This window comes from Pseudomonas sp. GW821-FHT02H09 (assembly GCF_059421425.1).
Window position 1 is genome coordinate 266,476 of the sequence record NZ_JBWKVA010000002.1, and the last position, 26,705, is coordinate 293,180.

Here is a 26,705-nt window from a genome sequence, read left to right on the forward strand (position 1 = left end):
CGGTGGGAGTTTATGTTGGTTGTTCAACCGTCTTCGCGGGCAAGCCTCGCTCCCACATCAGTTATTCGGCGAACACAAAATGTATGCCTCACACAGATCCGTAGGAGCGAGGCTTGCCCGCGATCGACTCAATCCGGCAAATGCCCCAACGGCAATGGCCCGGGGGTTTTCACTGTGTGGATCGCGAAGTTGCTGCGAATGTCGCTGACGCCCGGCAGTTTGAGCAAACTGCCGGTGAGAAAGCGTTCATAGCCACGCAAGTCCGGCACCACGACTTGCAGCAAAAAGTCCGACTCGCCCGACACCAGAAACGCTGAAATCACCTCGGGCAACGCCGTCACCGCCTGGCGAAAAGCTTCGGCTTGAGCATCGTTATGCCGCTCGACCTTGACCCCGACAAACACCGTCAAACCCAGGCCCACCTCGTCGCGATCGAGGTTGGCCTGATAGCCGCGAATCACCCCGGCCTCTTCCAGCAATCGAACCCGACGCAAGCACGGCGAGGCCGAAAGACCGATCTCGTCGGCCAATTGTACGTTGCTCAGGCGTCCGTCTCGTTGCAGGGCCGCCAGGATTCGGCGGTCGTAGGCGTCCAGTTTCATGATTGGCATATCCTGACTGTTCTTGTTCATCACTTGGCAGATTATGCCAAGTCTAACCACTTTACTGGCTTACTACGCAAGCACCTACCCTGCCCGTCGGGCATAGACTTTGATCACCGAATCGATAACGAATGGGGTGGCAAGGTGGCAGAACTCTGGATGTTTTTTTTGGCTCTGGCGGTGGTGTATCTGCTGCCGGGCCCGGACATGATTCTGCTGCTGCAAACCGGCGCGCGTCAGGGCACAGCCACGGCGCTGGCGACTGCCGTGGGGCTGGCGATTGCCCGTGGTTGCCATGTGGCCTTGGCGGCGTTGGGCCTGGCGACCTTGTTCAAGGCCGCGCCCTGGACCTTTGAGGCGGTGCGCCTGGCGGGTGCCGCCTACCTGCTATGGCTGGGGGTTCAGTGTCTGCGCTCCAACATGTTGCCGAGCCTGAATTCAGCCGGTGCGTCCACCCGGACCTTGCTGTGGCGTGAAGCGATCCAGCGTGGGTTGCTGACCAACCTGCTTAACCCCAAGGCGTTGCTGTTTTGCTCGGTGCTGCTACCGCAGTTCATCGACCCGCAAGCCGGCCCGGTAGTGGCGCAGTTCGCCAGGCTTGGCGTGGTGCTGGTCATCGTTGGGCTGTTGTTTGACAGCTGTTACGCACTGGTCGGGACCAGGCTCGGCCGCTGGCTCGAACGCAGCCCCTCGGCGCAGCGGGTGCAGCAATGGCTGTTCGGCAGCTTGTTGATCGGTTTTGCCCTGCGCCTGACGTTCGTTCAGCAGGCGTAAAGCCCTGCACTTGGCAATCGGCCGGTACTTGCAGGATCTATGCGATGACTTCGGAATGAAACAAGGGCCTTTCAAGGCCCTTTGCGTCACTGGCCAGTACCCTGCTCAGCCAGGCTTGCGGGCAATGATGACCTGACTTTTCGCCACGACCGCGTCCAGCGCCTGCTTGATCTGCGCGCCACGCGGCGAGGACAGAACCGCCTGCCAGGTGTCGGCCCAGTGATTGAGCAGCGGATGATCGGCGTTGCCGAAGTCGACCTTGGCTTCCCAGAACAGCAGCATCCACATCGACCAGTAGAAACCGTACTGGCTGTGGCTGATCACTTCCAGACCGGCATCGCTGACCATCTGCTTGAACTGGTCTTCGCTGATGATCCGGATGTGGTTGGGTTTCTGGAAGTATTCGGGTGCAGCGATGTCTTTTTGCAGGTCTTCGGAGCTCGGATGCGGAACGCTCAACAGGTACAAAGCACCCGGTTTGCCGACTCGCACCAGCTCGCAAAGAAACTGCGCCGGATCGTCTACGTGTTCGATGACTTCAGTGGAGACGATACGTGTCGCGATGGCATCGGCCAGCGGCAGCGGGTTGCAATCAGTGACATGGGATTCGATATCGCGCGCCGGGGTGTCGCTCATGCGCTGGCGAGCGGCCTCGACTTTGGCCGCGTCGATATCGGCGATGATGATTTTCGCCCCGCGCATGGCACAGAAATGCACGTTACCGCCGTCACCGCAGCCGACATCCAGCACCGTATCTTCGGTGGTGATCGGGAATCCGCTGAACAGCTCGCCGGTTTGCTGATTGAACCAGCCGCTGAGCATCGCATCGTGCAGCCCCAGCATGTACGGGTCGACCTTGTCGGTCGAGGTCTGGGACTGCACTGGTTCGGGTACTTTGCCCGCCGTGAGTTTCTTCAAAAGGCTCAGCATGAGGTAGCTCCAGAGGGTTGGACGGCGGTTCGGCTGGCGTTCAAGCGCTCAACCCGGCGTGTGCCCCGGTTGCGCATGGGCAGCTCGATGAATCGATAATTGAGCTCGCTCAACAGGATGATCAGGGTCATGGCGAGGAGGATGGTCAATATGGGATGACCGGCCGGGCTCGGCAGCCCCGCCGACTGCAGCCGGAAACAGAGTTCGCGGACCAGCAAATAGGCCGGTACATGGATCAGATAGATCCCATAGGAGCGACTGCCGACCCAAGTAAGCAGGTTTTTCAGCGGGCCACGCGGGAACAGGTAATCGCGGTTGTAAGAGGCGACCCAGACCAGTACGGCGCAGAGGACAGCCATTGCGCCAATGCGGTAGCTGGCGAACGTGTAGGGTTCAGTACCCAACACGCTCAGCATCAGCCCGATGCCAATCAGCAACGGCACGCCGAGCCACGGATGGCGTAACACCGTGGGTTCCCAGCGAGCGTGGCTGGCGTGCGCGCCCCAGATCGCCAGCAATACCCCGAGGGCCAGGGCATCGGTCCTGATCACCATCAGTAAAGGCGTGCGCAGGGTAAGCAATTGCATGGCAACCAGCGTCAGCAGCGCCCAGACCAGGCGTTTGCGGAACACCAGAATGAACACCGGCAGCAGCACATAAAACTGCTCTTCCAGCGACAGGCTCCAATAGACAAAGCTGGCCCCGTATTCATAGCGGAAGAAACTGTCGGCGAAACGGAAATTGGCAAACTGCAGAAAACCCGCCTGGGTCGCTTGAAGGTTGGCGGACAGGCTGCCGAAAGCCCCGGACTGATTGAGGAACGCGCACGCCAGCAGAATCAGCACCAGCCACAACCAGGCTGAAGGCAACAACCGGAAGGCCCGGCGAATCCAGAAATTGCGGGTCTGCTGCCAAAACTGCTGGCCCGAGGTGCAGCCTTGCAACACCGGGATCAGACTGCGGGCGATGACGTATCCGGAGATAACGAAAAACAGGTCAACACCCCACCACGACTGAACGTGCGCATTGATGGCCTCCAGCAGCGGGACAGGCGTGGGGAACATGCTGCCCTGCAAGTGGTGAAACAGTACGCCGAGCACGGCAATCGCCCGCAGCAGCTCAATGTCCATGATTCGCTTGTTGTTCATCACGTGCGTCCTGCTTCTGGAGCGGATTGAGCAATGCCCGCTTTGCGCGCAATAATCACCTGACTTTTTGGCATGAACTGATCCAGCATGCGTTTGATGGCCAGCCCATCGGGCTGCGCCAGCAGGTCTTGCCAGGTTCTCGCCCAACTTTCCATCAGTGGCGGATACGGCGCCTGAATCCGGTCGCGTACAGCCCCACCAAGATCGCGCCCGGCGGCCCGTTCGCTGGCCCAGAAAAAAATCATGCCCATGACCCAGAAGAAGCCGCTGGCCTGACGATGCTCGATGACCAGGCCGGCGTCCTCGATCAACGCGGCGAAGCGCTCACGGGAGAAAATCTGAATGTGGTTGGGGGACTGGTAATAGCCCCGCGGCGCGATGCCCTGTTGCAGATGCTCGCCCACAGCGTCCGGAACGCTGATCAAATACTGAGCGCCGGGGCGGCCCATTCTCACCAGTTCAGCCATGAACTGCTCGGGCTGGTCGACGTGCTCCAGCACTTCCATGCACACAATCTTGCTCGCACAACCGTCGGCCAAGGGCAGCGGCAGGCTGTTGCTGACCAGGCCCAGCGACGGAGCCTGTGTCTGAGCGCAAACCTGGCGGGCAAGGTCTCGAACCTTGTCGAATTCGCTGTCGGTGAAAATAACCGAAGCGCCCTGACGGACCGCGAACAGCGTCGCAACGCCCTCGCCGCAGCCTACGTCGAGCAGCGTATCGCTTGCACTGATGGCGAAACCTTTGAGCAGTTCGCCGCTGTCCGCCAGAAACCAGCCGTCGTGCATGGCGTCGTGCAGACCAATATCACGCGGCGACACTGCGGGCGCGGGCGCAAGCAGCGGCTCAGCCTGTACACCACACAGACGTCTGAACAGTGCACGGATCATGCTTCCGGGGTTTCCACTGCTAGCGTCTTGCGACTATCGAACAGTTGCACGAAAAAGGCCTGCAAACGCTCCTGCGCATTGGCCTGGCTGCAGAACTTTTCCAGGCTGCGTACGGCATGCGCGGACATGTGTGCGTAGCGCTCGCCATCCAGTTTGGCCACCTCATAGCTGGCCCGATAAGCCGAACACAATGACGCCCAGTTGGTGATGTAGCGCAGGGTGCGAAACGCCTTGCGCGGATCATGGGGCCAGGCGGTCAGCTCTTCAGTGGAGTCGATGATGAAGCTGTTGTCCGCGTCCATGTAATCAATCATCGCCGTGGTGCAAGGCGCCACCGCAGGTTTGCCACAGGACATGAACTCCATCAGCGGCAGGCATTGTCCTTCGCCGTAGGAGGTATTCACCACGTAGCTGGTGGCTTGCACCAGGCGTTCATAGTCGGGGTCAGCCAGATAGCCGTAAATCAAGACGATCCGGCAACGGTAGGATTGATTCTTGTAGAGGTGGTGAAGGATATCGCTCAGCGCTTGCTCGGCATCGTGATGGGTCAGCTTCAACACCAGCGTTGCATCCTCCACCTCGCGGAACGAGACACAGAAAGCGCTGAGCATGTCTTCCCAGTTCTTGCGACCATCACTTGGGTTGAATACCGAGGTGTAGACCACGCCATCGAGTACCAGCTCACGATCCTGAACCGGAGCATCGAAATCGATTGCAGTGCCATTGCGCAAGTGCGCGGGCCCAAAGGCGCACAGATCGAGCTGGCGGCTGTCGACCAGCAGCCCCTTCAGATTGAGCTTGACCTGATGAGCCTGTGGCTGACGCTCAAGTTGTTGGCCCCGCGCTGCAAAACGATCCCAAACCGGGGCCGGGATGGCGCTGATGGGGTAGTCCGCGCCCATGGCGTCGCACACAGCTCTTACCGTGTAGCTGGAATGGGTAATCGCCGCGCCCGCTGCGCCAAGGACGTTGCGCCAATCGTTTCGGGGTTCGCCGTCCCAGCTTTCGTTGGGAATCGTGCTGAACTCCCAGGCAAACACCGGAATGGTCGGGCAGGCATAGTGGATCGGCGTGCGATGAGGCGGTGAAAACGATAGAAACACGCACTCTTCGCCACGGCCCAGACACTCACGGTACAAGTGATCCACCTGCTCGTCGGGGTCGATGATTTCCACCACCGTGCCCAGCCGCTCGAGCACCGGGCGGTATTCCTTGAGCACGAAGTAATAGCTGTATTCAGAGCGGCCAAGATTCTGCGCGATGGTGCTCTTGTTGGTTTCCGAATGAATGAGGATCAGCATGATGCGTTGTCCGCCACAGCGACTGTCGGTGCAGTCCCGAGCGCACCTGTCAGGGGAAGCTCGAAGAACGCCCAGAGACGCTTTTGTACGGGGGTGAAGGCGCAATAGTCACGCATGCGCTCAATCGCCGCACGGGACATGTTCTGGTAGACGTCCGGCTGTTCCTTGGCCATTCGATAGCTGTCCTGATAGGCAGTTTTCAGCGAGCCCCAGTCCGGTCGATGACGCAGGGTGCGATAGATAATGCGTGTGTCCTGCGGCCAGATCGTCAGCTCCTCGCTGGACTTGACGACAAAAGCCACTGTCTCATCGATGTAGTCTTCCATGGCGGTATGGTTCGGTGCGATCACCGGTTTGCCGCTGGCCATGAACTCCATCAGTGGCAGGCAAAGCCCCTCACAGCGTGAGGCGTTCACATAGAAACTGGCGGCCCCATACAGACGGGCATATTGCGGGTCATCGAGATAGCCATGCATGACGACCACCCGGCAGGCGAACGGCGAAAGCTGCGCCAGCAGAGTCATCAGCTCGGTGTAGTAGCAAGACAGATCGTTATGGGTGATCTTCAACACCAGCGTGGCATCGTCGATCTCACGAAAGGCCCAGCAGAAGGCGGTGATCAATTGATGCCAGTTCTTGCGGCCGTCCTTTGGGTTGAACACGCTGACATACACGACGCCATCCACCAGGGTTTCGACGCGCTGACTTGTGTCCGGCAGGTCCAACGCAGGTTGCTCCGGTTGCGGCACGGACTGAGGACCGGCCACACCCGGCAGGTACCTGGCCAAGCGTGAATGCTGCTTGTACGACAGCAGGTCGCGAATACCTTCCCAATACCACTGACTCAAATACAACGTGCGGCTGGCAGGCCCCGACTGCGACTGGCCGCGAACCGCTTCCAGGCACCACAGGCGCAGGTAATGCTTGGCGATGACAAAGCGTCGCTGCCAGGTCAATGGCGGCGGCCGCAAGGCATCCAGCAGTTCCTGCTCCTCGGGGGTCAGCCGCGGTGCAAGCAGCGCATCGGGAGACAGACCGAGCAACCGTGTGTCGAGAATGCAGCCCTTGATGTCCAGGGTAGTCCCCGGATTGATCGGCGCGCTGGAGTACTGATCGCGAATGGTAGCGAAATTTTCCCAGAGCGGCGTGGGCAGTACCAGGACCGGAAAGTCCTCACCCAGCGCCCGACGGACGGCCCGAGCGGTGTGGCTCGATAACGTAATGACCCGGCCATGACGAGCAAGTGTACGGCTCCAGTCCTGATGCGGGTCGTTATCCCAGTGTTCGTCGGGGATCGAATCGAACTCCCAGGCCACCACGCAAATGGTCGGGCAGCTCAGGTCGGTCGGGGTTTTCTGGGGTGGCGTGAACGAAAGGAAGAGACTCTCCTGGCCTTCACGCAGGAGTTGCCGATAGAGCGGATCGACTTCAGCGGTCGACTGCACCACGTGAACCCGCCCAAGGCTTTCGAGTACCGGACGGTAGGCCTTGAGCACGAAGTAGTAACTGTACTCCGGACGGCCGAGGCTCTGGCTGATCGAACTGTCGTTTACGTCCGAGTAAAGAATAAAATTCATGGCATCCCACGATGAAGCCGCCGTTGGGCAACTTCACTCTATGACGGCAGAGCCATTGACGAAGTCCTGTATTTCCAGTGGCTTCGCCGATCGTCCTCATGCCCGTCTACGTTCTTGTTTTATTGGTCAGCTTTCCCTGGCCAAAAGCAGCCATGCTGATCGCTGGGCGGTCGCGACGAGGGGCATTCTAAACACATCCGTTGAGGGTTCGTGAACCGGCGGGCGACAAATTTTGCGCTACGCTGACGAGAACTGACTGGTCACAATTGGACTTATTGAAATTGCCGGGCAATTGGCACAGATTGTCTCAAAACAACTACAACAATAACTTCGCACGCCACTGAATCTGGAACAACTACTAGAAATTACCGGATTTTCTCAGCAAAGACTGGGGGTGATTTGCCGAAGTTTGATAATTGAGGGGGCTGCTGTTTGAAGAAGCGTCTGTTCGTTACGGGTCTGACTGGATTCGTAGGACGTCACATCCAATCCCGTCTGAGTGCTCCCGATTCGGTTTGGGATCTCCTGCCTGTCGCGTCCGGCTATGACCTTTCCCAGCCACACAGCCTGGAAGACCTGTGGCCCGAAATGCCCGACGCCGTCATCCACCTGGCTGGCCAGACCTTCGTCCCCGAAGCGTTCCGTGATCCGGCCAAGACTCTGCACGTCAACTTGCTCGGGACGCTGAATTTGCTGCAGGCGCTCAAAGCTCGCGGCTTCAACGGCACCTTCCTGTATGTCAGCTCTGGCGACGTTTATGGCCAAGTGAGCGAATCCGCGCTGCCTATCGATGAAAACCAGTCGCCCTGCCCGCGTAACCCATATGCTGTCAGCAAGCTCTCGGCGGAATTTCTATGCCTGCAATGGGGGATGACCGAGGGCTGGCCGGTGATCGTCGCACGCCCCTTCAACCACATCGGTACCGGACAAAAGGACAGTTTCGTCATCGCCAGCGCCGCACGCCAGATCGCCAGGATCAAACAGGGTCTGCAAGAACCACGACTGGAAGTGGGCGATATCGACGTGACCCGCGACTTTCTCGATGTGAGCGACGTGGTGTCTGCCTATCTGGCCATGCTGCAGCGCGGCTCACCCGGTCAGACCTATAACGTCTGCTCAGGCAAAGAGCAAAGCATCCGCAGCTTGATCGCACAGCTGGCGGACATCGCACAGGTCGACATCGAATTGATTCAGGACCCTGCGCGTCTTCGCCGCGCAGAGCAGCGTCGCGTCTGTGGTAGCCATGCCAGGCTGCAACACGCCACTGGGTGGACGCCTGAGATAACTACACAACAATCCTTGCGGGCGATCCTGTCCGACTGGGAGTCACGAGTACGCCAAGAATGACAAAAAGTGCACTGATCACTGGGATCACCGGACAAGACGGCGCCTATCTGGCCAAGCTGCTGCTCGACAAGGGTTATCAGGTCCACGGTCTGGTGGCGCGTCGCAGCAGCGATTCGCGCTGGCGCTTGCGTGAGATGGGTATCGAGGGCGAGATTCGCTATCTGGATGGCGACATGGCCGACGCCTGTTCAGTGCAGCGCGCGGTGATCAAGGCCGCTCCCGATGAAATCTACAACCTGGCGGCACAGAGCTTTGTCGCAGCCTCCTGGGATCAACCGGTGACCACCGGAATCGTCGATGGGCTGGGTGTGACCCACCTGCTCGAGGCGATCCGTCAGTTCAGTCCGCACACGCGTTTCTACCAGGCCTCCACCAGCGAAATGTTCGGCCTGATCCAGGCCGAGCAACAGGACGAGAACACTCCGTTCTATCCACGCAGCCCCTATGGTGTAGCCAAGCTCTACGGTCACTGGATCACGGTGAACTACCGCGAAAGCTTCAATTTGCACGCCAGCAGCGGGATTCTGTTCAACCACGAATCGCCCCTGCGCGGGATTGAATTCGTGACGCGCAAAGTGACCGATGCCGCCGCGCGTATCAAGCAGGGCAAACAGCAGGAGCTGCGCCTGGGGAATATCGACAGCAAGCGCGACTGGGGCTTTGCCGGCGATTACGTCGAGGCCATGTGGCTAATGCTGCAGCAGGAAAAGGCCGACGACTATGTGGTGGCGACCGGTGTCACCACCACTGTCCGTGAGATGTGCCGTATTGCGTTCGATCACGTCGGCCTGGACTACCGGGACTTTGTGAAAATCGATCAGGCATTCTTCCGTCCGGCCGAAGTTGACGTGTTGCTCGGCAACCCGGCCAAAGCGCAACGCGTCCTGGGCTGGAAGCCCAAAACCAATCTCGAGAATCTGATCCGCATGATGATGGATGCGGACATGAAACGCGTCGCCAAGGAGTAAGGCATGCTGATTCCTGTGATTCTTTCCGGTGGTGCCGGGACTCGTTTGTGGCCGGTTTCGCGCGAAGGTCATCCCAAGCCGTTCATGACCTTGCCCGATGGCCAGACCTTGCTGGGCAAGACCTACCGACGCGCGGCCGGGCTCCTGGCTGCGGGCGGCAATATCGTCACGGTGACCAACCGTGACTACTACTTTCAAAGCAAGGATCACTACCAGGCGGCCAGACTGGAACGCCACCGCGGGCACTTTCTCCTGGAGCCTGTGGGACGCAACACGGCACCAGCGATTGCTGCCGCTGCACTGTCCTTGCAAGCCTTGCACGGCGACGATGTGATTCTGGTGGTGATGCCGGCCGACCATCTGATTCAGAACGAAGACGCTTTCGGGCACTCTGTCGAACATGCCGTACAGCTGGCGAAGGCTGGGCATCTGGTCACGTTCGGCATCACCCCGACCGCGCCGGAAACGGGTTTCGGTTACATCGAAACCGGCGAACAACTGGATGAGCAAGGCGCGGCCAGGGTTCAGCGCTTCGTCGAGAAGCCCGACCTGCAGACCGCGACCCACTACCTGGAAAGCGGCAATTTCCTATGGAACTCGGGCCTGTTCTGCTTCTCGGCCGCGACCTTGCTGGCTGAGTTGCAGATCCATGCGCCAGCGCTCCTGGAGCTAGGCAAAGCCTGCCTGGCGGCCAGCGCCCCGGTCGAGACAAGCGGGGGCATTCAGCAGGAATTGTCAGCGGCGCACTTCGCCGACATGCCGGATATCTCCATCGACTATGCCTTGATGGAGCTGTCCGACAAGGTTGTGGTGGTGCCTGCGGGTTTCGACTGGAGCGATATCGGCTCCTGGGGTGCGGTCAGCGACTTGATCAAGGCTGATGCCCAGAACAATCGGGCCAGTGGCGACGCGCTGTTCATCGACAGCCACAACAATTTTGTCCAGAGCGAAGGACGTCTGGTAGCCACGGTCGGCGTCGACAATCTGATCATCGTCGATACCGCCGATGCGGTTCTCGTCGCCCATGCCGATCGCGCGCAGGATGTGCGCAAGGTGGTGAAGCAACTCAAGGATAAAAAGCACGAAACCTATCGCCTGCACCGTACGGTCAGTCGCCCCTGGGGCACTTACACCGTGCTGGAGGAAGGTCCGCGCTTCAAGATCAAGCGCATTGTGGTGAAGCCTGGAGCCTCCCTCTCCCTGCAGATGCACCACCATCGCAATGAACACTGGGTCGTCGTCGAAGGCATGGCCAAGGTCACCAACAACGGCGACGGCTCGCACTTTGTCGCCAAAAACGAATCCACCTTCATTGCCGCCGGGCACAAGCATCGTCTGGAAAACCCGGGGGTGATCGACCTGGTCATCATTGAAGTTCAGAGCGGCGAGTACCTGGGAGAGGACGATATCGTTCGCTTCGAAGATAAATACGGAAGGACGGTCTGAATGCTGCTCAATCTGTACCGCTCGCTGTGGGGCTATCGGGGTTTCATCCTCGGAAGCGTCAAGCGAGAGTTCCAAGCCCGCTATCGCAACTCGCTGTTCGGTGCCCTTTGGACCGTCCTTAACCCGCTGTCGATGATCGTCGTCTACACGGTGATCTTTTCTCACGTGATGCGTGCGCGTCTTCCCGGCGTGGATGACGGGATGGCCTACAGCATTTACCTCTGCGCCGGTTTGCTGACCTGGGGACTGTTCTCCGAGATCACCCTGCGCAGCCAGAACATGTTTCTGGAAAATGCCAATCTGCTGAAGAAGATCAGTTTCCCGCGCATCTGCCTGCCGGTGATCGTGCTGCTCAATGCCGGGATCAACTTCGCAATTATTGTGTCGTTGTTCCTGGGCTTTCTGCTGATCACCGGGCGCCTTCCCGGTATGGCCTTGTTGGCATTGGTGCCGTTGCTGGCGTTACAGGTTATTTTCTCGGCCGGTCTGGGGATGATTCTCGGCGTGTTGAATGTGTTCTTCCGCGACGTCGGGCAGTTCTTCGGGATTTGCCTGCAATTCTGGTTCTGGTTTACGCCCATCGTCTATCCGATGTCGATTCTCCCGGAGCCGATCCAGCGGCTGCTCTGGCTCAACCCGATGACTGCCTTGATGGTGAGTTACCAGAACCTGTTTCTGTATGGTCAATGGCCGGTCTGGAGTTCGCTGTTGTCGGTCCTGATCATCGGCGTGCTGTTCTGTGTCCTGGGGCTGCGGCTATTCCGCCGACGAGTGGGTGAAATGGTGGATGAGCTCTGATGGGACACATACGCGTTAGTGGCCTGAGCAAGGCCTACAAGCAATATCCGACACGCTGGAGCCGCCTGCTCGAATGGATCATCCCCTTCTCTGCGGCGCGTCATCGCGAGCACTGGATCCTGCGTGACATCGACTTTGAAGTCGCCCCCGGTGAAGCCGTAGGGATCGTCGGGGTCAACGGTGCCGGCAAGAGCACCTTGCTGAAGATCATCACCGGTACCACCCAAGCCACTTGTGGACAACTTCAGGTGCAAGGACGGGTGGCCGCGCTACTGGAACTGGGCATGGGCTTCCACCCGGATTTCACTGGTCGCCAGAATGCCTTCATGGCTGGCCAGCTGCTGGGCATGCAGGTGGAGGAAATCGAGGCGCTGATGCCGGAAATCGAGGGTTTCGCGGAGATTGGCGAAGCCATTGATCACCCGGTGCGCACTTATTCGAGCGGCATGCAGATGCGTTTGGCCTTCAGTGTCGCGACTGCGCGTCGGCCGGATATTTTGATTGTCGATGAAGCGCTGTCGGTAGGCGACGCCTACTTCCAGCACAAGAGCTTCGAACGTATCCGCAGTTTTCGTCGAGCAGGAACGACCTTATTGATCGTTTCCCATGATCGTTCAGCGATCCAGTCGATCTGCGATTCCGCGATCCTTCTGGAAAACGGTCGCATGGCCATGCACGGTAAACCCGAAGAGGTCCTGGACTACTACAACGCCCTGATGGCCGAGCGCGAGGGCCAGACCGTGCGTCAGGAAATGCTCGCCACCGGCCAGGTCCAGACCATCTCCGGTACCGGTGAAGCAGGCATCTTGAGTGTGCGCCTGCTGGATGCACACGAGCGATCGGTGGAGGTCGCCGAGGTGGGCCAGCCGATGGTGCTGGAAGTGCAGGTCGAGGTACGCCAGGACATCGAGCGGCTGGTGCTGGGCTTCATGATCAAGGATCGCCTTGGACAGTCCATGTATGGCATCAACACCCATCGGCAGGGACAAGCACTGACGAACTTGAGTGCCGGTGAACGGGTCACGTTCCGATTTGCCTTCACCATGCGCCTGGGCAAGGGTAATTATTCCGTAGCCCTGAGCCTGTCGCGCCTGGACTCGCACCTGGACCGCAATTTCGAATGGCGAGACTACGGCCTGGTCTTCCATGTCCTCAACAACCGTCATGAAGACTTCGTCGGCTGCTCCTGGCTCGAAGCCCAAACCACGATCACCCGTTCGACCGTTGCCCCTGCCGGGTCAGTCGCCTTGCAGGCCACGCCATGACGCGCCTGTTGGTCGAATGTACCCATGTGTTCGAGCACCCCAAGGTCAACTCGGGTATTCAACGGGTGGTGCGCAATGTCATCAAGCAGTTGCCCGAGGCCGTGGAGGGTGTGGAATGCCTTCCGGTGGTGATACTCAAGGGCAAGCTCTACCGGGTGCTGAGTCTGGCACCGCTGGATACGCCTTTTTTCAATGCGCTGATGGGTTTCGGTACGCGCCTGGAGCGGGTCGCCCACAGGTTCTGGCAACTTCACCAAAACCTGGAACAACGCTATCAGTCGCGTTTCGCCCGGCGCGCGCTGTACGTGATGTATCGGCTCACAGCGCTGGCCTGTTTCAGTGTGCCGTTACGTCTGATCGGGCTGGTGAACCAGAAACAACTGCCGAAACGTTGCACACCTTTGCAGCATCAGCCGGGTGATCAACTGGTGCTGCTGGATTCGTCCTGGCACGCCAACTTTTTTCCCATGGCCGAACAGCTCAAGCGTGAAGGGGTGGACATCGTCTCGGTAATCTACGACCTGATCCCGCTGACCCATCCACAGTTCTACGACACCCGGCTGGTGCAGATTTTCAACGAGTGGTTCGACTGGATCGCCAGAACTGCAGACGGATATGTCGCCATTTCGGCAACCGTGCGTGACCAGGTCCGCGAAGAGCTTCTGCGCAGGCTTGGACCGCAGCAGGTCAAAACGCTCTGGTTCGATTATTTCCACCTCGGTTCCGAGCTGGACCTGAGCAACGATGGGGCAGTTGTGGAGCCGCGTCTTGTGCGGCTGTTCGAAGGGCAAGATCCGGTTTTCCTCATGGTCAGTACCATTGAACCGCGCAAGAACCATGACTACTTGCTCGACGCCTTCGAACGCGCCTGGGCCGCGGGCTCAAATGCCCGGCTGTGCATTGCCGGGCGGATTGGCTGGAAGTGCGATGCGCTGGTCGACCGCGTTCGCCAGCACCCGGAGCTGAACAAGCGACTGTTCATGTTCAACACACTCACCGATAAAAGCCTTGAGCATGCCTATGCACAGGCAACAGCGCTGGTATTCCCGTCCTATGTCGAAGGCTTTGGCTTGCCGCTGGTCGAAGCCATGCAGCGCGGGCTGCCGGCGATGGGCAGCGATATTCCGGTCTTTCGTGAGATTGGTGGCGAGTTCATGGCCTATTTCGATCTGGCCGATCCACAAAGCCTTGCCAATCTGGTTGCGCGCATGGAAAGCACTGGTGAGTTTCCGGCAGTGCGCAATGTCAGCGAGTGGCGCTGGCTGGGCTGGCGCGAGGCCAGTACCCAGTTTGTCGAACGCATCCAGCGCAACTTGAAGAAGGTGCCTGCGCCGGTAGAGAGGCAGCATGCGGATTGCCCTTAACGCACGGATTCTCCAGGCACCACGCACCGGCATAGGTCATTACCTGGCCGAACTGGCGACGGCCCTTGTGGCAGAGCCGGACCTGGAGCTCTCGCTGTTCCATGGCTGGGGCTGGAGTGCTGCCCTGCCGGCCGCCGCCATGCCCGGCTATTCCCGAATGACACCTTGGTTGCGACGAGTACCGGGGGCCTACCAGGCCCGTCGTTGGCTGGAGCAGCGGCGCTTCGACCAAGGACAGTCCCAAGCCATCGATCTCTATCACGAGCCGAGCCTGTGGCCCCTGGCGTTCAAGGGTCCGACCATCATCACCCTGCACGACCTGACCCACCTGCACTATCCCTCGACCCAGCCATCGGCCCGGTTGAAAGAGATAGAGCGCCGACTTGGTCATGGCGTGCAGCAGGCACGATTGATTTTGACCGACTCGCAGTACGTGGCCGATGAAGCCCAGCGCTATTTTGGCCTTCCCCATGAACGCTTTGTCGTTGCACCGCTTGGGGTAGCCGCGCGCTTCCATCCACGCTCGATCGAGGCGTTGCAGGAGGCACTCACGCCCCATGGAGTGCAACCGCAGGCGTATTTCCTCTGTGTAGGAACGCTGGAACCGCGCAAAAACCTGTCACTGGCCTTGCACGCTCACGCGCGATTGCCAGAGCTGATGCGTCAGCGTTTTCCTTTGCTGATTGTAGGAATGGCCGGTTGGGAACGTGGGCAGTTCAGTGATGAGTTGCAAAAGGCCTTGGCCTCCGGCTATGTCCGCCTGATGGGTTATCTGCCGGATGAACAGGTCGCACAGCTCGTGGCCGGTGCCAGTGCGCTGGTGTTTCCGTCTCTCTACGAGGGCTTTGGCCTTCCGGTTCTGGAAGCCATGGCCAGTGGTACTCCGGTGATCCTGACCCGACGCTCGGCAATGCCGGAGGTCGCAGGTGACGCGGGCAATTATATTGAACCTGACGATGTAGACGGCTTGCGCGACGCGATGAGCCGATTGATCGACGATCAAACGCATTGGCTGGAATGCCGAGAGGCTGGATTGCAGCAAGCGAAGCTTTTTTCCTGGGGGCGCTGCGCGAAGGTAACAGCAGGCGCATACCGTCAGGCTATGGGAGGTTGAATGCGCGTTCTACATTTCTTCAAGACATACCTGCCTGACTCGGTCGGCGGTATCGAACAGGTCATCTTTCAGTTATGCGAAAGCGGATCCCGGCACGGCATTGAGAGCCAGGTTCTGACATTGAGCGCCGAGCCCACGCCTGCGGTCGTCAAGATCGGTCAGCATGAGGTGCATCGGGCTAAACTGGATGTGCAGTTCGCTTCCACCGGTTTTTCCTACAGTGTCTTCAAACAGTTTCGGGAAATGGCCGCGGAGGCGGACGTGGTCAACTACCACTTTCCTTGGCCATTCATGGACCTGGTGCATTTCATCAGCGCCACGAACAAACCGTGCGTGGTGACCTACCATTCGGACATCGTTCGTCAGCAACATTTGCTCAAAATGTACCGCCCACTGATGAATCGCTTCCTCAATAGCGCCGACCGGATTGTCGCCGCCTCGCCCAACTACTTCCATACCAGCGATGTCTTGCAGAACCACCGGGAAAAGACCCGGGTCATTGCTTATGGCTTGAACAAGTCAGGTTATCCACAACCCGAGCCTGAGCGCCTGGCCCATTGGCGGCAACGTCTGGGTGAACGCTTCTTCCTGTTCGTCGGTGTGATGCGTTATTACAAAGGACTGCATATCCTGCTCGATGCACTTAAAGAGGTGGATTACCCGGTCGTGATCGTCGGCGCAGGCCCGCTTGAGTCGGAATTACATGCCCAGGCAGCCGCTCTGGGCTTGCGCAATCTGCACTTTCTAGGACGCCTGGGTGAAGAGGACAAAGTGGCGCTGCTACAACTGAGCTACGCGATCGTGTTCCCATCGCATCTGCGTTCCGAAGCGTTCGGTATCTCATTGCTTGAAGGCGCGATGTATGGAAAACCGATGATCTCCAGTGAGATCGGTACCGGGACCAGTTACATCAATATCCATGGCGAGACCGGTTTGGTCGTTCCCCCGAGTAATCCACAGGCCTTTCGTGAAGCAATGCGTACCTTGTGGGAAAACCCGCAGCGTGCGGCAGAAATGGGACAGCGAGCCGAAGCCCGCTATCGCCAACTGTTCACCGCCGATGAAATGGGCCGTAAATGGACAGAGTTGTACCAAGAGCTGTTGGAGGAAAAGGCACTTTCCTACGCATGACGTTGGTTGGCGCCAACTGCTGCCCAACGCCTAATCCTGCAAACGTGTCGTGGCCTGCTCCCAAGTTCCAGTCATTCGGCTATTGGGAGAGAAACCCTCGAACCGCCAGCGCAAACCCAGCGCTGCCGGTCGGCGCACCATGTGCTCCACATACAGCTTCCAAAGCCGCTCGGCGCCCTGAAAGGCGCTGATTTGCGGCCCGTCGAGGATAATTTCGGTGCGCCCGCTGACCTGCAGCAAATCGCCCGAGGTGAAATCGATGAACAGCAAGCCCGCGCGCGGATTGAGCAACAGGTTGCCCAACGTATTGAAGTGCAAGTTGCCGGCGAAATCGGGAATGGTCAGGCAATTGCCGTCTACCTGGACGAAACCGCTCTGCCCTCCCCGATGAGAGACGTCCACCGAGCGTTGGTTTTCAACGTCAACGTAACTGGCGACAAAGAAGGTGTCGGCTCCACGAATCATCGCGCTCGCCTCGTCATCCAGTTGACTCAGACGCTGCACCACGCGCATCGACGGATCTGCGACAGGCACCGATTCAAATTGGCGCAGCTGGATGTACTTAGGGCAATTGCCGAAAGCCTGTTGGACCGCCACGGTAAAGCCGTTTTCGGCCATATCGCTGACCTGGCCATTGATTCGGTTCCGCCGCCGCGTGTGCAACTCGATACCCAGCAGGCCGATAGCCGCGCCAGTGTGTAATTGAGCGGGGTCGTTCTGCCCTGGCAGACTGTCCAGCTGCAACAGGGCAGGCTCGGGAGAACAGGCAAAACCTGGTTGCCCCTCGAGAATACTGGCCCAAGGATTACCATCTACATCCACCGCGCCAAATAGCATGAAGGGCAATTGCTGATAGAACTGACGATGTTGATCAGGCAAGTAATTACGGATGACCTTGGGTCCGAACGCTTCCATACGCTCAGCGACACCGACGTGCGCCTGCAGCTGCTTTTCGCCGGCATGCCAGGGTGATTGAAGGTTCATCGCGTTTCTCCCCTGCGCCGAGGGCACAGTCTGAAAGGCACAGCCAGGCTGGGCCGCAGTCACTCATATCAGGCAGTCTGCAAGCCGGCCACCGTGCGCGGCATCGCAACAAAACCGGGCAAGGCTTCGATGCGTGCCAGCCAGGCCCGCACATTGGCATAGTCAGCCAGAGACACATTGCCTTCGGGCGCATGGGCGATATAGCTGTAGCCGGCGACATCAGCAATGGTCGGTTCATCACCCGCCAGATAGGCAGTGTGAGCCAGTTCCTGATCAATCACCTTGAGCAGGCTGTGGGAACGGGCGATCACCTCTTCAGCGTTGTAAGGCGCGCCAAACACAGTGATCAGTCGAGCCGTGGCCGGTCCTGAGGCAATCTGCCCGGCCGCAACCGACAACCAGCGCTGAACCTTGGCCGCACCGACCGGGTCCGCCGGCAACCAGCGGCCTTTGCCATATTTCTGCGCCAGGTACACCAGAATCGCGTTGGAGTCAGCCAACACCACGCCTTGGTCATCGATGACCGGAACCTGGCCAAAAGAATTCAGCGCGAGGAAATCCGCCTGTTTGTGAGCACCGCTGACGAGATCGACGAACACCAGTTCAGTCGGCAGTTCGAGTAAGGACAGCATCAGCTCGACACGGTGAGCATGACCGGAGCGCGGGAAGTTATAGAGTTTGATGGCGGGCTTGGACATGGTGAACTCCGCGGGGCGATCGCGCAGTTCAGGAGAGATCCGCGCCGATGGGAGCTACCTTCCACTTTCGATTAAAACAACAGAATAACCAAAAAACACAATCCATTATTTCAGCAGGTGCAATAAAGCGTCAGGCCTGCAACGCCGGATGTTCGCGAAGCGCCTTCACGGCAAAATCCACAAAGCTGCGCACCCGCGCTGGTGCCTTGCGACCCCCCTGATACACCACATGGATCGGCAGCGGCGCCAGCTCAAAGTCTTGAAGAACGATTTCCAGCTCGCCTGCGGCCACCTTGCTGGCGACCTGATAAGACAGTACCCGGGTCAACCCCCAACCCAGACAAGCCGCAGTAATCGCCGCCTGATTCGCAGTGACCACCAAACGCGGCTCCGGGCGAATGCTCAGGGCTGTTCCTTGCTCCACAAACTGCCAGCTCCTGACCTGCCCAATGGAAGAGGTAGCGACAATCCGTGCCTGGCACAGGTCATCAGGATGCCGAGGTCGACCGTGGCTTGCGAGGTAACCGGGAGACGCGCAGATCACACGTCGTACTTCACCCACCTGGATCGCGTGCAGATTGCTGTCCGGCAATTGTGCGATACGCACCGCGACATCAATCCCCTCCTCGACCATGTTCACCACACGGTCGACGAGTACGGCATTGATACTGACCTCGGGGAACTGATCAAGGTAACCGACCATCACTGGCGTCACGAATAGCTCACCGAACAACACCGGCGCCGTGATGGTCAGTTGCCCCCGGGGCTGGGCGTGGCTGCCTGCCGCCGAGGCTTCCGCCTCCTGGAGCTCAGCCAGAATGCGCCGGCAGTCTTCCAGATAACGCTGACCGGCCTCGCTCAGGTGAATACTGCGGGTAGTGCGCACCAGCAGCTGGGTGCCTATGCGCTTTTCCAGCGCCGCGACCGCCCGTGTGACGCTCGCAGCCGACATGCTCAAGCGCCGCGCGGCAGCAGAAAAACTCTGCTCTTGCGCCACGGTGAGGAACACCTGCATTTCCTGAAACCTGTCCATGGATCCACCTCTATTGGTGCCGAACAAAATATTGTGACAACGCAAGACCAAACCAGATAGCTGCCGAGATGTCAGCACTTTAGAGTGCACAGCGGTGTGGCTCATTGCGCCAATTCCAAATAATGGCATCAACCTACCGATCCAACAGAGTCCCTATAAAAAGAACAAATATCGGAGGAGTCAGCGTGACCTCCCTCCCCAAGACCTACTGGCAAAAGTGCATTCCAAACGGCTGTGTCGTTCAGTTCTGGTCGCGCCAAAGGAACGGGCCGCGGCTCACAAGCGAACCGTCGGCCCGTGGCCTGCCGTCACGAGGAGCGGCGGGCCGTTTTCGATGCGTGCGCCTGAGCGCTACCGATCACGACGCCTGCGCGACGCTGTACTGTGACGACAGGTAGCGCCGGATATCGTCGGGCGCGTTGATGAAGCGCGTGCCGTTGTGCTCCTGAACCGCGATGGACGTGTCCTTCGGCACCTGCCCTTTGCCGAGCACGATCACTGGCGCAGACTGGTTGTCTTCGCCAATCAGCGCGACGATCGCGTTGCGCGGACGAGGCGCGTCGATGTAGTCGACCTCGACCACGTCCCGAAGCTGTGGGAAGAAGCTCAGCAAGCCTTCGACGGATACCGAGTCGCCGCAGTAGAACGGGCCTTCGGCGCCGCTGAAGAAGCCCGGACGAAGAATGAGCAGTTTGTCTTTCATGGTTGTCTCTCTGTGGGTGGGTGTAGAAAGTTGAGGTGATGTGGCGGCGATGCGCGATCGTCGCGTCGCGAACCGAAGCATCGATACGCGAATCTTCGACCTGCGCGGGTCGGATCAGACTTCCATTCGTGTCAGCCCAGCGGCGCGCAGCCGTGAGAATGCGGCTTCGAGATCGGCGATCAGGTCGTCCGGGTGCTCGAGGCCCGCGTGAATTCGTAACAGCGGGCCTTCCCACGGCCATTGCGTCGCCGTGCGGGAGCTCGCCGGGTTCGACCGGAGAATCAGGCTCTCGAAACCGCCCCAGCTATAGCCCATGCCGAAGCAGGTCATGCCGTCGAGCATCGCGCGCATCGCTTCGTCCGATTGCGGATTCAGCACCACGCCGAACAGGCCGCTCGCACCCGTGAAATCGCGCTTCCACAGCGCGTGCCCAGGTGAATCCTGTCGCGCCGGATACAGGATCTGAGCGACTTCCGGCTGCTGCGCGAGCCATTCCGTCAGAGCATGCGCGTTGCGCTGGTGCCGCTCGAGCCGCAGCGACAGCGTGCGCAAGCCGCGCAGTGCGAGATACGCGTCGTCGCCGCTCACGGTCATGCCGAGCTGCCGATAGAAGCGGTTGATCTTCGCAAAGAGCGCCTCGGTCGTGAGGATCGCGCCCATTAGCACGTCGGAGTGCCCGGAGATGTATTTCGTCGCCGCGTGAATCGATACGTCGACACCATGCTCGAACGAACGGAAATGCAGCGGCGTGGCCCAGGTGTTGTCCATCAGCACGATTGCGCCGTGCCGATGCGCGATCCGGCTGATCGCCGGAATGTCCTGCACCTCGAACGTCAGCGAGCCGGGCGACTCGACGAACACTGCGCGCGTGCTCGGACGTATCAGCGCTGCGATGTCCGCGCCGATCGACGGATTGTAGTACGTCGTTTCGATGCCCAGGCGCGCGAGCGTCTCCGCGCAGAACGCGCGAGTCGGATCGTAGACCGAGTCTGTCATCAGTAAATGATCGCCGGGACCGAGCACCGCGAGCAGCGATGTCGTGATCGCGCTGAGCCCGCTCGGCGTGAGCATCGCTCGATGCGCGCCTTCGAGGCGGGCGAGCGCGTTTTCGAGCGCGCGGGTGGTCGGACTGCCGCCGCGGCCGTATGCGTTCGGCGTGCCGCTCGCCGTTTTCAGCGCCTCGATGCTGTGAAAGAGCAACGTCGATTGCCGGTAGACCGGCGGGTTCACCGGCGCGCCGAGCTGGCTGTGCGTGCGGCCCTCGTGGACCAGAACGGTGTCGGTCGAATACGTGGTGTTCAAGGCGTGATCCTTTTTCGTCGGTTCAATCGAGGCGAATCAAGCGGTGCCGCATCGTCGCGGCAGTCGCTGTGCTTGAGGACATGTTAATTGCGCGAAGACGAAAATAGTTTCCAAAGAATGTCGTCGATCCAGATAAGATTAGAAAAAATTTCTACCTCGGAGGCGATATGGACAAACGCGATGCACAGATGCTCACGATGCTTCAGGCGGATGCGACGATCGGTCTGAACAACCTGGCGAAGGCGGTGAATCTGTCGCCGACGCCATGCTGGCGAAGGCTGCAGAAGCTGCGGGACGACGGCGTGATCTGCCGGCAGGTTGTGCTGTGCGATCCGGCCAAGCTGAACCTGGGGCTCACTGCATTCGTGACGGTGCGCTCGAACCAGCACGGCGATGCGTGGACATCGCATTTTGTCGAGGCTGTTTGTGCGATTCCGGAGATCATCGAGATCTACCGGATGAGCGGCGACGTCGATTACCTGCTCAAGGTCGTCGTGCCGAATATTGCCGGATACGACAGAGTCTACAAACGGCTGATCAAGAGCGTCGAGCTGATGGACGTGAGCTCGGCATTCGCGATGGAGGTGATCAAGCGCACGACCGCGCTGCCGACCGATTACATCGTGACGGAATGATGCGAACAGCGCCGCCCACGATCGGCGACGAGCGGCGCGTTCTGCGTTATTGCGGCGAGGAGACGGCCGTGAAGTCGAGCCCCGCCGCAGAGATCTGCTGCTCGAGCTCGAGGCCCGCGCGAACGTAGCCGAGCGCATACGAGCCGCCAATCGGGATCACGTATGGGCGACGGCCTCGGCCAGTTCTTTGAGGAGGATGGTGGTATCGCGTTGCAAGAGGGAGAGGATGTGGCGATCGAAAATATCAATTCCTCTAATGACGGCAAATTGTAGAAATTTTTTCTAAAAACCAGCGCAAAGAGCAGGAAGTTTAAAACTCTTTTTCTGGAGGGCGACGGTAAAATTTATCCCATGAAACGTGCCCGGAGAGCCCCGAATATGAAGAAGATCATCACCACCCGCGCCGCTCCTGAGGCGATTGGCCCTTACTCGCAAGCCGTACAATGCGCAGCCACCCTTTATGTTTCCGGTCAGATCGCCCTGGACCCACAGAGCATGCAGATGGTCGTAGGCATCGAAGCACAGGTCCGGCAAGCCTTTGCCAACCTGGGTGCGATTCTCGAAGAGGCCTCAATGGGCTTCGCCGATGTGGTCAAGCTGACCATCTACCTGACTGACTTGAGCCATTTCGCCTTGATCAATTCGGTGATGGAAGAGCTGTTCGCCAAACCCTATCCCGCACGAGCGGCGATCGGCGTGAGTAGCTTGCCGCGGGCAGCATTGGTGGAAATTGACGCGATCGCTGTGGCCGCATGCTGAGCCGGGGGAAAACTATGATGAATGAATGGATCCGGTCTGCGACCAGGAGTATCTCCTGCGACCTGTTACGCTCCGCCGACACCCATATCCACAAGCTGGACATTCCGGGGTTGAAGGGCGTCGACATCTACCTCAAGGACGAGAGCACACATCCAACCGGCAGCCTCAAGCACCGGCTGGCACGCTCGCTGTTCCTGCACGCCATTTGCAGCGGCAAGATCCGTGAGGGCACCCATGTGGTCGAGGCTTCCTCGGGTAGCACGGCCGTGTCCGAAGCCTATTTCGCCAAACTGCTTGGCCTGCCTTTCACCGCGGTCATGCCGCGCAACACCGCGAGCAAAAAGATCGTACAGGTTGAGCAGCTCGGCGGACGTTGCCACTTCGTCGATCAATCGTCCCAGGTCTATTCCGAGGCGCAGCGCCTGGCGCGCGAAAGCGATGGCCACTACATGGACCAGTTCACCTATGCCGAGCGGGCGACGGATTGGCGCGGCAACAACAATATAGCCGACAGCATCTTCCAGCAGATGACCGGCGAGCCGCACCCCATTCCCCACGCAATTGTCATGAGTGCAGGCACCGGCGGCACCTCTTCGACCATCGGCCGCTACATCCGCTACAAGGGGCACGATACCCGATTGATAGTGGTGGACCCGGAGAACTCGGTGTTCTATGAAAGCTACCGAACAGGCGACTCAAGTCTCACCAGCACCCATAGCAGCCGCATCGAAGGCATCGGTCGTCCCCAGGTGGAGCCGTCCTTCCTGCCGGACGTGATCGACGACATGCTGAAGATTCCCGACGCTGCCAGCATCGCCACCCTCTACTGGCTGGAAAAGTTGCTCGGCAAGAAGGCCGGTGGCTCCACCGGTACCAATATGTGGGGCGCGCTGAGTGTTGCGTTGCGGATGCAGGAGCAAGGTCTGAAGGGCTCTATCGTGACCCTGATGTGCGATAGCGGCGAACGCTATCTGGACACCTACTACGACCATGACTGGGTCGCTCGTACTATCGGTGACATCACACCCTATTCGAAACAACTCGATCGCTATCTTTAGTCTTCGCAAGGTATTACCGACTATGAGCCAGAACAAGAGCAACTTTTCCACCCAAGTGATCCACGCCGGCGAACAGTCGACCTACGCGGACAACACGATCTTCCCCTCGATAGTCACCTCCAGTTCGTTCATCAAGCGCAGCCTTGACGACAGTCCAGACTATGCCTACGGGCGCGTCGGCAACCCCACCCGCCATGCCTACGAGAGCTGCATTGCACAGTTGGAGAGCGGCCGTGGTGCTGTGGCCTGCGCTTCGGGCATGGCTGCCACCGCCACCGTGCTCGAGCTCCTGCCGAAGGACTCCCATGTGATCGTGATGGCTGGCGTCTACGGTGGCACCTTCCGCCTGATGGAGGACTACCGAAGCAAGACCTCCGGGCTAAGCGCCAGCTACATCGACCTCAACGACCTTGAGTCACTGGCAGCGAGCCGCCGCGACAACACCCGGATGATCTGGATCGAAACGCCGACCAACCCCCTGCTGCAACTGGTCGACATCCAGCGCGTGACAGAGTTCGCCCGCGCTCACGGCATCCTGACCTGCGTCGACAACACCTTCTGCTCGCCCTGGAACCAGCGCCCGATCGAGTACGGCGTCGACCTGGTGATGCACTCGGCGAGTAAATACATCGGGGGGCACTCCGACCTGATCGGTGGCGTGGTGGTCGCGGCAGACGAGTCACTATTCGCTCGCCTGCGCTCCATCAGCATGGCCATCGGCGCGGTCCAGGGGCCGTTCGACTGCTATCTTGCCCTGCGCGGGCTGAAGACCCTTGACGTGCGCATGGAGCGCCAGTGCAGCAATGCGGCGAAGATTGCCCACTTCCTGAGCACTCACCCGCAGGTCGAGGAAGTATTTTACCCGGGGCTGGAAAGCCATCCGCAACACGCGCTGTGCAAACACCAGATGCGCTCCGGCGGCGCGGTGGTCTCGCTGAAGTTGAAGGCCGACCGTAAAGCGCTGACCCCCTTCATCGAGCAGTTGTCGATTTTTGTGCTGGCCGACTCCCTGGGCGGGGTGGAAAGCATGATCAACCACTCCTACAGCATGTCGCACAACTCCTTGAGCCATGAACAGAAGATCAGCCTCGGCATCACCGAGAACCTGATCCGGCTGTCCATCGGACTGGAGCACGTCGACGACCTGATCGCCGACTTGAGTGCGGGCTTCGAGCGGCTGCGTACTGCTTCGGCCGAATAACTAATACCACTATCGACAAGAGGCACCTCGACGTTCGCTCCACCCAATGCTGACTAAAACTGGAATGCTTTTTCACAATAATAAGGTCAAGAAAATGCAAACGAACCGCGTAGTCAAAGCCCACTGGAAAACTGCAGTACTGGCCCTGGCGCTTGCAACAAGTGTCTCGGCGTCAGCCGACCAACTCAGCGATATCAAGGCAAAGGGGGAGTTGGTCTGTGGCGTGCTCGGCACCGACGAGCCGTTCAGCTTCATGAAGAACCCGGCAACTCGCGAAATCGTGGGTTACGACGTGGATCTTTGCACTGCCATCGCCGCGAGCATCGGTGTCAAGCCGGTGGTGAAGCAATTGGCGAACACAGCACGCATACCCGAGCTGCAGCAGGGCCGTGTCGACCTCCTGACCGCCTCCTTGACCCATAGCAAGGAGCGTGAGGCATTGATCAACTTCTCGCTCTCGACCTTCATCACCGGTCAGAAGGTGATGGTCAAGGCTGACAGTGGCATTGATCAACTTGACCAGCTGGCAGGCAAGAAGATACTGACGATCAAAGGCACCACGATGGAGCAGAGCGTCAGATCGAAGATCCCCACCGCCCAGATCGTTTCGTTCGACACCAATCCTCAGGCCTTGCTCGCTCTGCAACAGGGCAAGGGTGTGGCTTACGCCAACGACGAGACTTCATTGGCCGGTAATTTCGCCAAGCTCGGTGATGCGGCAAAAGACTATCGGATCCTCCCGCAGAGCTTGTCGACCGAGCACTTGGCGTTGGGCCTGAAGAAAGGCGAGCCCGCCTTCCAGGAGCAGGTGAACAAGACTCTGCGTGATCTGGAGTCTTCCGGCGCGGCCGACAAGCTGTTCATAAAATGGTTTGGTCCGGACTCCAACATGAAGTTCGCCAGCCGGTCGTTCAAGATCGAAACCGACAACATCAACTGACTTGTTGAAGGCCCGGCCTTCGGCCGGGCCACGGGCCCATTTATGAATACGTTTGATTTGTCGATCGTGCTGTCCGGACAGTATCAGGAATGGCTTGTCAGTGGCTTCCTGCTGTCCATCCAACTCGCCCTGATTACCTTGGTCATCGCGCTGCCTCTGGCTATCTTTCTGGCCGTCTTGCGGCTCGCTCCCTACGCCCCGTTACGAGGCATCGCGATCACCTACGTGGAAGCGATCCGCAACGTGCCGCTGCTGGCGCACATGCTGTTCTGGTATTTCGGCGCACCGGAGCTGCTGCCGGCCCCCATCAAGTCCTGGATTTACCAGCACAACATTGAGGCGGTCAGTGCGGTCATCGCCTTGGTGCTCTATACCGCGGCCTATATGGCCGAGGACATCCGCAGCGGCTTGCGTTCCATTCCCAAGGAGCAAATGGAGGCGGGCCGCACCCTCGGTTTTGGCTTTATCAGCACCATGCGCCTGGTGATCCTCCCGCAGTCGTTGCGGGTGACGGTGCCACCGCTGATCAGCCAGACGCTGAACCTGTGGAAGAACACCAGCATCGCCATGGTGATCGGCGTCGCTGAAATGATGTATCAGGCCCAGCAGGTGGAAAGCGCCACCTTCCGGGGGTTTGAGTCGTTCGCCGTAACCACCGCCGGTTATGTCAGCGTCTCGATCGCCATCACCCTGCTGTCCAGCTGGTACCAGCAACGCTATCCCGTACGGAGTGCCTGACG

At 59.3% G+C, this 26,705-nt stretch carries 26 protein-coding genes and 2 pseudogenes; 15 read left to right on the plus strand and 13 right to left on the minus strand.

Annotated features, from left to right (window positions below):
• Positions 1 to 128: 128 nt before the first annotated feature.
• Entirely contained in the window at positions 129 to 602 is a 474-nt protein-coding gene (locus tag AC07VR_RS03715; RefSeq protein ID WP_494991002.1) for an Lrp/AsnC family transcriptional regulator, read from the minus strand.
• Positions 603 to 746: 144 nt separating this feature from the next.
• Between AC07VR_RS03715 and AC07VR_RS03720 the strand changes: the two genes are divergently transcribed.
• Positions 747 to 1,376 carry a LysE family translocator gene (locus AC07VR_RS03720; protein ID WP_495010490.1) on the plus strand — a complete coding sequence of 210 codons (630 nt, stop codon included), beginning with the start codon at positions 747 to 749 and terminating at the stop codon, positions 1,374 to 1,376.
• A 105-nt stretch (positions 1,377 to 1,481) separates the two neighbouring features.
• Here the strand turns inward: AC07VR_RS03720 and AC07VR_RS03725 are convergent, their stop codons facing one another.
• Genes AC07VR_RS03725 through AC07VR_RS03745 form a run of 5 tightly spaced genes read right to left on the minus strand, consistent with a single transcriptional unit; the run spans position 1,482 to position 7,219 of the window.
• Positions 1,482 to 2,306, minus strand: a complete 825-nt coding sequence (locus AC07VR_RS03725) for a class I SAM-dependent methyltransferase (RefSeq protein ID WP_494991004.1) — start codon at positions 2,304 to 2,306, stop codon at positions 1,482 to 1,484.
• Positions 2,300 to 3,454, minus strand: coding sequence for an acyltransferase family protein (locus AC07VR_RS03730; RefSeq protein WP_495010491.1), 1,155 nt, complete (start codon positions 3,452 to 3,454; stop codon positions 2,300 to 2,302). Before AC07VR_RS03730 ends, AC07VR_RS03725 begins: the two co-directional genes overlap by 7 nt.
• Positions 3,454 to 4,341 (minus strand): class I SAM-dependent methyltransferase, encoded by an 888-nt coding sequence (locus AC07VR_RS03735; protein ID WP_495010492.1) that lies wholly within the window; start codon positions 4,339 to 4,341, stop codon positions 3,454 to 3,456. Before AC07VR_RS03735 ends, AC07VR_RS03730 begins: the two co-directional genes overlap by 1 nt.
• Complete coding sequence (locus AC07VR_RS03740; RefSeq protein ID WP_495010493.1) at positions 4,338 to 5,642, minus strand: glycosyltransferase; 1,305 nt, start codon at positions 5,640 to 5,642, stop codon at positions 4,338 to 4,340. The genes AC07VR_RS03735 and AC07VR_RS03740 overlap by 4 nt, the downstream gene beginning before the upstream one ends.
• Positions 5,636 to 7,219 (minus strand): glycosyltransferase, encoded by a 1,584-nt coding sequence (locus AC07VR_RS03745; RefSeq protein WP_495010494.1) that lies wholly within the window; start codon positions 7,217 to 7,219, stop codon positions 5,636 to 5,638. Before AC07VR_RS03745 ends, AC07VR_RS03740 begins: the two co-directional genes overlap by 7 nt.
• Positions 7,220 to 7,651: 432 nt before the next feature.
• On the opposite strand from AC07VR_RS03745, the gene AC07VR_RS03750 reads away from it, so the two are divergent.
• The 8 genes from AC07VR_RS03750 to AC07VR_RS03785 are packed head-to-tail and all read left to right on the plus strand — an operon-like array spanning position 7,652 to position 16,652.
• The gene (locus AC07VR_RS03750; protein ID WP_495010495.1) at positions 7,652 to 8,566 is read left to right on the plus strand and encodes a GDP-mannose 4,6-dehydratase; all 915 of its coding nucleotides are present in this window, start codon (positions 7,652 to 7,654) and stop codon (positions 8,564 to 8,566) included.
• Positions 8,563 to 9,534, plus strand: coding sequence for a GDP-mannose 4,6-dehydratase (gene gmd / locus AC07VR_RS03755; RefSeq protein WP_494991010.1), 972 nt, complete (start codon positions 8,563 to 8,565; stop codon positions 9,532 to 9,534). Before AC07VR_RS03750 ends, gmd begins: the two co-directional genes overlap by 4 nt.
• Positions 9,535 to 9,537: 3 nt before the next feature.
• Positions 9,538 to 10,980, plus strand: coding sequence for a mannose-1-phosphate guanylyltransferase/mannose-6-phosphate isomerase (locus tag AC07VR_RS03760; protein ID WP_495010496.1), 1,443 nt, complete (start codon positions 9,538 to 9,540; stop codon positions 10,978 to 10,980).
• Positions 10,981 to 11,778, plus strand: a complete 798-nt coding sequence (locus AC07VR_RS03765) for an ABC transporter permease (RefSeq protein ID WP_495010497.1) — start codon at positions 10,981 to 10,983, stop codon at positions 11,776 to 11,778.
• Positions 11,778 to 13,043: an ABC transporter ATP-binding protein gene (locus AC07VR_RS03770; protein ID WP_494991013.1), complete on the plus strand. Its 1,266-nt coding sequence runs from the start codon at positions 11,778 to 11,780 to the stop codon at positions 13,041 to 13,043. Before AC07VR_RS03765 ends, AC07VR_RS03770 begins: the two co-directional genes overlap by 1 nt.
• A complete protein-coding gene (locus AC07VR_RS03775) occupies positions 13,040 to 14,407 on the plus strand; it encodes a glycosyltransferase family 4 protein (RefSeq protein WP_495010498.1) in 1,368 nt (455 codons plus the stop codon). The genes AC07VR_RS03770 and AC07VR_RS03775 overlap by 4 nt, the downstream gene beginning before the upstream one ends.
• Positions 14,391 to 15,521: a glycosyltransferase family 4 protein gene (locus AC07VR_RS03780; RefSeq protein ID WP_495010499.1), complete on the plus strand. Its 1,131-nt coding sequence runs from the start codon at positions 14,391 to 14,393 to the stop codon at positions 15,519 to 15,521. The genes AC07VR_RS03775 and AC07VR_RS03780 overlap by 17 nt, the downstream gene beginning before the upstream one ends.
• Positions 15,522 to 16,652, plus strand: a complete 1,131-nt coding sequence (locus AC07VR_RS03785; protein ID WP_495010500.1) for a glycosyltransferase family 4 protein — start codon at positions 15,522 to 15,524, stop codon at positions 16,650 to 16,652.
• Positions 16,653 to 16,685: 33 nt separating this feature from the next.
• Here the strand turns inward: AC07VR_RS03785 and AC07VR_RS03790 are convergent.
• The 5 genes and pseudogenes from AC07VR_RS03790 to metC all read right to left on the minus strand — a co-directional run.
• Positions 16,686 to 17,636: pseudogene (locus tag AC07VR_RS03790) on the minus strand (FAD-binding oxidoreductase); the annotation flags it as partial.
• A gap of 68 nt (positions 17,637 to 17,704) precedes the next feature.
• Entirely contained in the window at positions 17,705 to 18,334 is a 630-nt protein-coding gene (locus tag AC07VR_RS03795; RefSeq protein ID WP_494991017.1) for a glutathione S-transferase family protein, read from the minus strand.
• 130 nt (positions 18,335 to 18,464) lie between these two features.
• Positions 18,465 to 19,367 carry a LysR family transcriptional regulator gene (locus tag AC07VR_RS03800; RefSeq protein WP_494991018.1) on the minus strand — a complete coding sequence of 301 codons (903 nt, stop codon included), beginning with the start codon at positions 19,365 to 19,367 and terminating at the stop codon, positions 18,465 to 18,467.
• A 358-nt stretch (positions 19,368 to 19,725) separates the two neighbouring features.
• Positions 19,726 to 20,070 (minus strand): DUF3088 domain-containing protein, encoded by a 345-nt coding sequence (locus tag AC07VR_RS03805; RefSeq protein ID WP_495010501.1) that lies wholly within the window; start codon positions 20,068 to 20,070, stop codon positions 19,726 to 19,728.
• A 114-nt stretch (positions 20,071 to 20,184) separates the two neighbouring features.
• Complete coding sequence (gene metC / locus AC07VR_RS03810; RefSeq protein WP_495010502.1) at positions 20,185 to 21,372, minus strand: cystathionine beta-lyase; 1,188 nt, start codon at positions 21,370 to 21,372, stop codon at positions 20,185 to 20,187.
• A 167-nt stretch (positions 21,373 to 21,539) separates the two neighbouring features.
• On the opposite strand from metC, the gene AC07VR_RS03815 reads away from it, so the two are divergent.
• Complete coding sequence (locus tag AC07VR_RS03815; RefSeq protein WP_494991021.1) at positions 21,540 to 22,007, plus strand: Lrp/AsnC family transcriptional regulator; 468 nt, start codon at positions 21,540 to 21,542, stop codon at positions 22,005 to 22,007.
• A 61-nt stretch (positions 22,008 to 22,068) separates the two neighbouring features.
• Here AC07VR_RS03815 and AC07VR_RS03820 read toward each other — a convergent pair.
• Positions 22,069 to 22,182, minus strand: a pseudogene (locus tag AC07VR_RS03820) (D-cysteine desulfhydrase); the annotation flags it as partial.
• Positions 22,164 to 22,223, minus strand: coding sequence for a hypothetical protein (locus AC07VR_RS03825; protein ID WP_495010568.1), 60 nt, complete (start codon positions 22,221 to 22,223; stop codon positions 22,164 to 22,166). The gene AC07VR_RS03825 and the pseudogene AC07VR_RS03820, both read right to left, overlap by 19 nt.
• Positions 22,224 to 22,385: 162 nt before the next feature.
• On the opposite strand from AC07VR_RS03825, the gene AC07VR_RS03830 reads away from it, so the two are divergent.
• The 5 genes from AC07VR_RS03830 (at position 22,386) to AC07VR_RS03850 (ending at position 26,703) form a co-directional block, all read left to right on the plus strand.
• Positions 22,386 to 22,766: a Rid family detoxifying hydrolase gene (locus AC07VR_RS03830; RefSeq protein ID WP_494991022.1), complete on the plus strand. Its 381-nt coding sequence runs from the start codon at positions 22,386 to 22,388 to the stop codon at positions 22,764 to 22,766.
• 14 nt (positions 22,767 to 22,780) lie between these two features.
• On the plus strand, positions 22,781 to 23,824 hold the full coding sequence (locus tag AC07VR_RS03835; RefSeq protein WP_494991023.1) for a PLP-dependent cysteine synthase family protein: 1,044 nt from the start codon (positions 22,781 to 22,783) through the stop codon (positions 23,822 to 23,824).
• A gap of 22 nt (positions 23,825 to 23,846) precedes the next feature.
• Positions 23,847 to 25,025, plus strand: coding sequence for a trans-sulfuration enzyme family protein (locus AC07VR_RS03840; protein ID WP_494991024.1), 1,179 nt, complete (start codon positions 23,847 to 23,849; stop codon positions 25,023 to 25,025).
• A gap of 94 nt (positions 25,026 to 25,119) precedes the next feature.
• Positions 25,120 to 25,965, plus strand: a complete 846-nt coding sequence (locus AC07VR_RS03845) for an ABC transporter substrate-binding protein (RefSeq protein WP_494991025.1) — start codon at positions 25,120 to 25,122, stop codon at positions 25,963 to 25,965.
• A gap of 42 nt (positions 25,966 to 26,007) precedes the next feature.
• Positions 26,008 to 26,703, plus strand: a complete 696-nt coding sequence (locus AC07VR_RS03850; RefSeq protein WP_495010503.1) for an amino acid ABC transporter permease — start codon at positions 26,008 to 26,010, stop codon at positions 26,701 to 26,703.
• The last annotated feature ends 2 nt before the right edge of the window (positions 26,704 to 26,705 follow it).